The organism is Sphaerisporangium rhizosphaerae, assembly GCF_042665155.1.
GTDB lineage: Bacteria > Actinomycetota > Actinomycetes > Streptosporangiales > Streptosporangiaceae > Sphaerisporangium > Sphaerisporangium rhizosphaerae.
In genome coordinates this window covers 96,721-102,961 of record NZ_JBHTCG010000033.1, presented here as the reverse complement: position 1 = coordinate 102,961, position 6,241 = coordinate 96,721, and the positions used below count along the sequence as shown (strand labels likewise).

The window sequence follows — 6,241 nt, the reverse complement described above, 5'->3', positions numbered from 1 at the left end:
TCCAGGATCACCGGGTTGGACACGCCCTTGTCCTTCAGCGTCTTGCCGATGTAAGTACCCGCGGCCACGCCCATGCCGTAATTGTCCCCCCCGATCCACGTCCGGTACGAGAGCTTGTCGGGGAAGATCCGGTCGACGTTGATCACCGGAATGCCGGCGTCCATCGCCTTACGAGCCACCTGGTTCAACTGCTCACCATCGTTGGGCAGGATCACCAGCGCACTCACCTTGGCGGCGATCAACGACTCCACCGCCGAGATCTGCTGGTTGATGTCATTGGTCGGCTCGACCGGCTTGAACTCCACATCCGAGTACTTCTTCGCCGCGTCCTGCGCGTTCTTGGTGATCGCCGCGATCCAGCCATGGTCGGCCGCCGGAGCCGAGAACCCGATGACCACCTTCTCGCCGGGCTTGTCGTTGTCCGTCCCCGCCGCCGCGGCGGCCTGGGTGGCGGCGGCGGAGGGCGCGGCGGCCGGCTCGTTGCTCGTGCAGGCGCTCACCAGGGCGCCGGCGCCGACGACGGCGCCGCTCACCAGGAAACCGCGCCGGCCTACGTTCTTTTCCATGATCTCTCCTTTGGGTGCAGCTGATCGCATGCGCGATCCGGCCGCGGAGCCCTCGCCGCGAAGTGGAGAGGGCTCCGCGGTTTCAGGTGCCTGTCGCCAGGCTTCGCCGCTGCAACAGCACGGCGACGACGATGATGATCCCCTTGGCGATGAGCTGGTCGCTGGTGTTCAGCCCGTTCAGGATGAACAGGTTGGTGATCAACGTGAAGATCAGCAGGCCGAGGATGGAGCCGATGATGCTCCCCCGGCCGCCGGTGAGGAGCGTGCCGCCGATGATGACCGCGGCGATCGCGTCCAGTTCGTACAGGTCGCCGTGCGTCGACGAGCCGGTCGTCGTCCTGGCCATGATCAGTACCGCCGCGATGCCGCAGCACAGGCCGGACAGCACGTACAGCAGCACGGTGTGGCGGCGCACGTCGATGCCGGCCAGGCGCGCGGCCTCAGGGTTGCCGCCGACCGCGTAGGTGCGCCGGCCGAAGGTGGTGCGGTTCAGCAGGATCCAGCCCAGCAGCACGACGACGGCGAAGATGTACACCAGCACGGGCAGGCCGAGCACCCGCGTCGTGGAGAGCCCCACGATCGCGTCGTTGCCCTGCTGCACGAGCTGGGTCCTGCGGTCCGACATCCGCTGCGCCAGCCCGCGGGCGGCCACGAGCATCGCCAGCGTGGCGATGAACGGCACCATCCGCCCATAGGCGATCAGCAGCCCGTTGACCAGGCCGGCGCCGGCGCCCACCAGGACGGCGCACACGATCATCACGAACGGGCCGTAGGCCTGCGTGGCCAGCGTGGTGGCCCACACCGAGGCCAGCGCCATCAGGGCGCCGACCGACAGGTCGATGCCGCCGCCGATGATCACGAAGGTCATGCCGACGGTGATCACGCCGATGGTCGCGGTCAGCGACAGCACGCTCACCAGGTTGGACCCGGTGCCGAAGGCGTCGGGCACCGTCACCATGCCCACCGCCGCGAGCAGCGCGAGCGCGATGATCAGTCCGAGATGGGGGATCGCCCCCAGGCGGTTCAGCGTCGTCGTGGTAGGGGCGGGTCCGCCGGTCCGTGACCGGCCGGTCGTCCCCTGTTCGTCCACCGCGGGCTTCAGGGAGTCGCTCACGCCGGTCTTCCTTCCATGATCATGTCGAGGACGTTGTGTTCGTCGAGGTCCCGGGCGTCGCTCTCGTGGATCACGCGCCCCTCCCGGATGACGAGCACCCGGTCGGCCAGGCCGAGCACCTCGGGGACCTCGCTGGAGACCAGCAGCACGCCGATCCCCTCGTCGGCCAGCTTCCTGATGACGGCGTAAAGCTCCGCCCGGGCCCCGACGTCGACGCCGCGGGTCGGCTCGTCGAGCAGCAGCAGCCTGCGGCCGTTGATCAGCCAGCGCGCCAGCACCGCCTTCTGCTGGTTGCCGCCGGACAGGTTCTTGATCGGCCGTTCCAGGTGAGGGGGGCGGATGCCCAGGTCCTCGACCTGGCGCCAGGCGTCGGACGCCTCCCGGCGGCGGTCCATCCAGCCGAACCTGGCGTAGCGGCCGAGGCTGCTCAGCGAGATGTTGCGCATGACGCTCTGGTCGAGCAGCAGCGCCTGGGCCTTGCGCTCCTCGGGGGCGAGCCCCATGCCGGCCCGCACGGCGCGGGTGGTGCTGCCGCCACGCACCGGGACGCCCTCCACGACGACCCTGCCCGTGGCGCGGCGGGCTCCGTAGACCGCTTCGATGATCTCCGAACGGCCCGACCCCACCAGCCCGGCCAGCCCGACGATCTCCCCGGCGTGCACGGTGAACGACACGTCCCTGACCCGGCCGGGGACGCTCAGCCCCTCCACGCGCAGGATCTCCGGACGGCCCTCGTGGCCGCCGGGCGCGGGCCGGGGCGGGAAGACGTGCTCGACGTTGCGGCCGGTCATGAGCGAGACCACCTGCGAGGTGGGCGTCTGCTTGGCCGGCAGCCCGACCGCGACCGTGCGCCCGTCCTTCAGGACCGTCACCCGGTCGCCGATCTCGCGGATCTCCTCCAGCCGGTGGGAGATGTAGACCACCGCCACACCCCGCGCGGTCAGGTCGCGGATGATCCGGAACAGGTTCTCCACCTCGTCGTGGGCCAGGGCCGCCGACGGCTCGTCCATCACGATCAGCCGGGTGTCGTACGAGAGCGCCCGGGCCATGCTGACCACCTGCTTGGCCGCGGGCGCCAGCCGGCCCACCTCGGCCGTCGGGCGGATCTCGCCGTGGCCGAGCCCGGTCAGCAGCTCGCGGGCGGCGCGGCGCACCTCGCCCTGGCTGACGAACCCCATCCGGGCCGGCTCGTGGCCGAGGAAGATGTTCTCGGCCACGCTCAGCCCGTCGACCAGGTCGAGCTCCTGGTAGATCGTCGAGACGCCCAGCCTGATCGCGGCGGTCGGGCTGGTCAGGCGAACCGATTCGCCCCCGAAGGTGATGGTGCCCTCGTCGGGCTGGTGCGCTCCGGCCAGCACCTTGATGAGGGTCGACTTGCCCGCGCCGTTCTGGCCGAGCAGGCAGTGCACCTCCCCGGCGCGGACGTCGAGGTCGACGCCGTCGAGGGCGCGCACGCCGGGGAACTGCTTGACGATTCCTCGCATGACGAGGAGAGAAGCCGAGTCGGGAGATGACCGCGGCACGGGGAGCCTCCGGGGGTGTGTCTGGACGGCCGAGCGGGGAGAGGGGATCCCGTTCGCCGGCCGGGTCAGACGGCACGACTGGGACGGCACCGAAGTCGGCGAGGACGGTGACGTCACAGCTCTGACCGACGGCCGGCGAACGGGACGCTTGGTGAGGGGCGGTGAGGACAGGGGGAAGCGTTCAGGGTGCGGGGGTGGTCGTTGCCTTCCGTGCCAGGGATCTACGAGTCGCGGATCGCGATGGTGGTGGGGTCGGACAGCACCCGCTGGATGACGACGTTGACCGCGCCCCGTGCGGCCGCGCCGAAGCCCAGGGTGGAGGCGAGGAAGCGGCAGCGGCCGGTGACGGCGGTCATACCCAGCTCGTCCAGCTCCGTCTGCGCGACGGGGATGAGCCGGTCGGCGAGCCGGGCGAAGTATCCGCCCAGCACGACGGCCCGCGGGTTGAACAGGTTGATCAGCAGCGCGGTTCCGCGGCCGAGCCACCGGCCCACCTCGGTGATGGCGGCGTCGACCCGGGGATCTCCTTCGGCCCGCCGTTGGTCGATCTCCGCCAGTCGCTCCTCGGGATCGCGCAGCAGGTGCCGGTCGGTGCCGTAGGCGTGGTCGGGGACCGCCATCCGCACCAGCGCCGCGAGCCCCACCTTGGTCTCCCAGCAGCCGGTCCTGCCGCAGCCGCACGGCTCGCCCGACGGGTCGACCACGACGTGGCCGACCTCGCCCGCGAACCCGTCCGCCCCGCTCAGAGGACGGCCGCCGGAGATGATGCCGCAGCCCACGCCGACCTCCCCGGTGAGGTAGACCAGGTCGGGCGTGCCCATGGCGACCCCTGAGGTGTACTCGGCCAGCGCGGCGAGGTTGGCGTCGTTGTCGATGGTGACGGGCACCCGCGCGGAGATGCCGGCGGACTTCAGCCGGTCGACCAGCGGCACCTGGTGCCAGCCGAGGTTGGGGGCGACGACGACGGTGCCCGTGGCGGCGTTGACCAGTCCGGGGATGGCCACGGTGATCCCCGCCAGCGTGACTCCGAGCCGGTCGAGGTCCGTGACGGCCTTGTCGATCACCTGGGAGAGCTTGCCGAGGGAGCGGCCGGGGCCGGCTCCCATCGCGTCGAAGCCGATCCTGCGGTCGATGAGCACCCGTCCCGCCAGGTCGGTGGCGAACGCGGCGACGTAGTCGACGTTCACCTCCACGCCGAGGGCGCCGACCCTCGCGCCGTCGAGGGTGAGCGCGAGGCTCGGCCGCCCGACGGAGCCCGCGTGCTGCGGCCCGATCTCCTTGAGCAGTCCGCGCGCCTGCAGCTCCCCCACCAGGCTGGTGATGGTGGTCTTGTTCAGGCCGGTCTCGATGGCGACCGCCGACCGGGAGCACTGCCCGCGTTCGCTGACATGGCGAAGCACCAGGGAGAGGTTGGAACGGCGAACCGTGGTCTGGTCGGCGGGAAGCCCCGCCGGTCGGCCGAGACCCCTCGGTTCGACGAGGCGGCCGTCGGGCTGGTTGTGCTCCACGGCCCTCCCTTAATTGATTCGCATGGCTCGCCGAATTAAAGACATAGACACCCGGATCAGACAAGCGGCGCAGGGCGACGAGCTGTGTAACTTTCCCGTAACGAGAGGTTTTTTGCTGCTGACCTGCCGTTCTCCGGCGCGATGCCAACTCGTTACCTCGCAATGGAGTGCATACCGGACATCTCCGTGTTACAAACCTCATTAATTGATCACGGAGATAAACGAAGGGCGGTGACCGCGTGACCCAGGACCCCCGCCTTATCCGCGCGGCGAGCGGCACCGCCCCGCCCACCAGTGCCACCGCTCTGCGCAGGGCCAACCTGTCATCGGTGCTTCGTCAGCTTCGCGACCATGTGTCACGTTCCAGGGCCGACATCGCCGAGGCGACCGGCCTGCACCGGGCCACGGTCTCCAACCTCGTGGCCGAGCTCCTCGAATGGGACCTGGTGCGGGAGGTGGGCATCGAGCACGTCGGCGCGGTCGGCCGTCCCCGGCGGGCCGTGGCGCTGCACGGCGCCCACGTCGGCGCGCTGGGCCTGGAGATCAACGTCGACTACATCTCGGTCCACGGCCGCGACCTCAGCGGCCATGTCCTGGTGGAGCGCCGGGTCAGCTTCGACGCGGTGGGCAGCGGCACCGACAGGTCACTGCGCCGGCTCGGCCTGGTGGCCCGGGAGGCCATCGAGGCGATGAAGCGCGCCGGCGCCGTCCCGGCCGGCGTCGCGGTGGCGATCCCGGCCCTGGTCGACGTCGCGCGCGGCGTCGTGAGGTTCGCGCCCAACCTCGACTGGCACGACCTGCCGCTGGCCGATCGGCTGTCCTCCGCGCTCGGCCCGCTCAGCGTGCCGGTGATGGTGGACAACGACGCCAACCTGGCGGCTCTGGCCGAGTACACCTCGGGCGTCGCCGCCGGCACGCCGCACATGGTCTACCTCACCGGCGAGGTCGGCGTGGGCGGCGGGATCATCGTCGACGGCAGGCTGCTGCGCGGCGCGGACGGCTTCTCCGGGGAGGTGGGGCACCTGCCCGTCGACCCGGCCGGCGCCCGCTGCGGATGCGGCCGGCACGGCTGCTGGGAGACCAAGGTGGGCCTCGCGGCGCTGGCGCGCGCGGCGATGCCCGAGCAGGCGTACACGCTGCCCGGTCTCCCGGTGTCCGACCCGGAGGAACGGGCGACGGAGATCGCCCGAAGGCTGGCCGCGGGCGACCGCGGCATGCTGGAGGCGGTCACGCAGGTCGGACGGTGGCTCGGGCTCGGCGGCTCGATCGTGGCCAACCTGTTCAACCCGCGCGTGATCGTCGTCGGCGGCTACTTCGCCACGCTGGCCGAGTGGCTGCTGCCGCACGCCCAGGCGGAGCTGGAGCGGCTCGTCGTGGCCGGCCCCGCCCCCCAGTGCAGATTCACCGCCTCTGATCTAGGTTTCGGCGCCGCGTCCCGCGGCGCCGCGAGCATGGTGGTCAACCACCTCATCGACGACCCGACGACGATCATGAGTTCCTTACCCAGGCCGACGGTTCCCTGACGGCCTC

5 protein-coding genes are annotated in these 6,241 nt (G+C 70.9%); 1 reads left to right on the top strand and 4 read right to left on the bottom strand.

Annotated features, from left to right (window positions below; translation table 11 throughout):
• The 4 genes from ACFQSB_RS33120 to ACFQSB_RS33105 form a co-directional block, all read right to left on the bottom strand.
• On the bottom strand, positions 1–533 hold a 533-nt coding region (locus tag ACFQSB_RS33120), incomplete at its 3' end, for a substrate-binding domain-containing protein (protein WP_380830766.1).
• A 115-nt stretch (positions 534–648) separates the two neighbouring features.
• Positions 649–1,680, bottom strand: a complete 1,032-nt coding sequence (locus ACFQSB_RS33115; protein WP_380830764.1) for an ABC transporter permease — start codon at positions 1,678–1,680, stop codon at positions 649–651.
• Positions 1,677–3,164 carry a sugar ABC transporter ATP-binding protein gene (locus tag ACFQSB_RS33110; RefSeq protein WP_380830763.1) on the bottom strand — a complete coding sequence of 496 codons (1,488 nt, stop codon included), beginning with the start codon at positions 3,162–3,164 and terminating at the stop codon, positions 1,677–1,679. The genes ACFQSB_RS33115 and ACFQSB_RS33110 overlap by 4 nt, the downstream gene beginning before the upstream one ends.
• Before the next feature lie 260 nt (positions 3,165–3,424).
• Positions 3,425–4,711 (bottom strand): ROK family protein, encoded by a 1,287-nt coding sequence (locus tag ACFQSB_RS33105; protein ID WP_380830761.1) that lies wholly within the window; start codon positions 4,709–4,711, stop codon positions 3,425–3,427.
• A gap of 239 nt (positions 4,712–4,950) precedes the next feature.
• Here ACFQSB_RS33105 and ACFQSB_RS33100 point away from each other — a divergent pair, with 239 nt between their 5' ends.
• Positions 4,951–6,234, top strand: a complete 1,284-nt coding sequence (locus ACFQSB_RS33100; RefSeq protein ID WP_380830759.1) for an ROK family protein — start codon at positions 4,951–4,953, stop codon at positions 6,232–6,234.
• Positions 6,235–6,241: the final 7 nt, after the last annotated feature.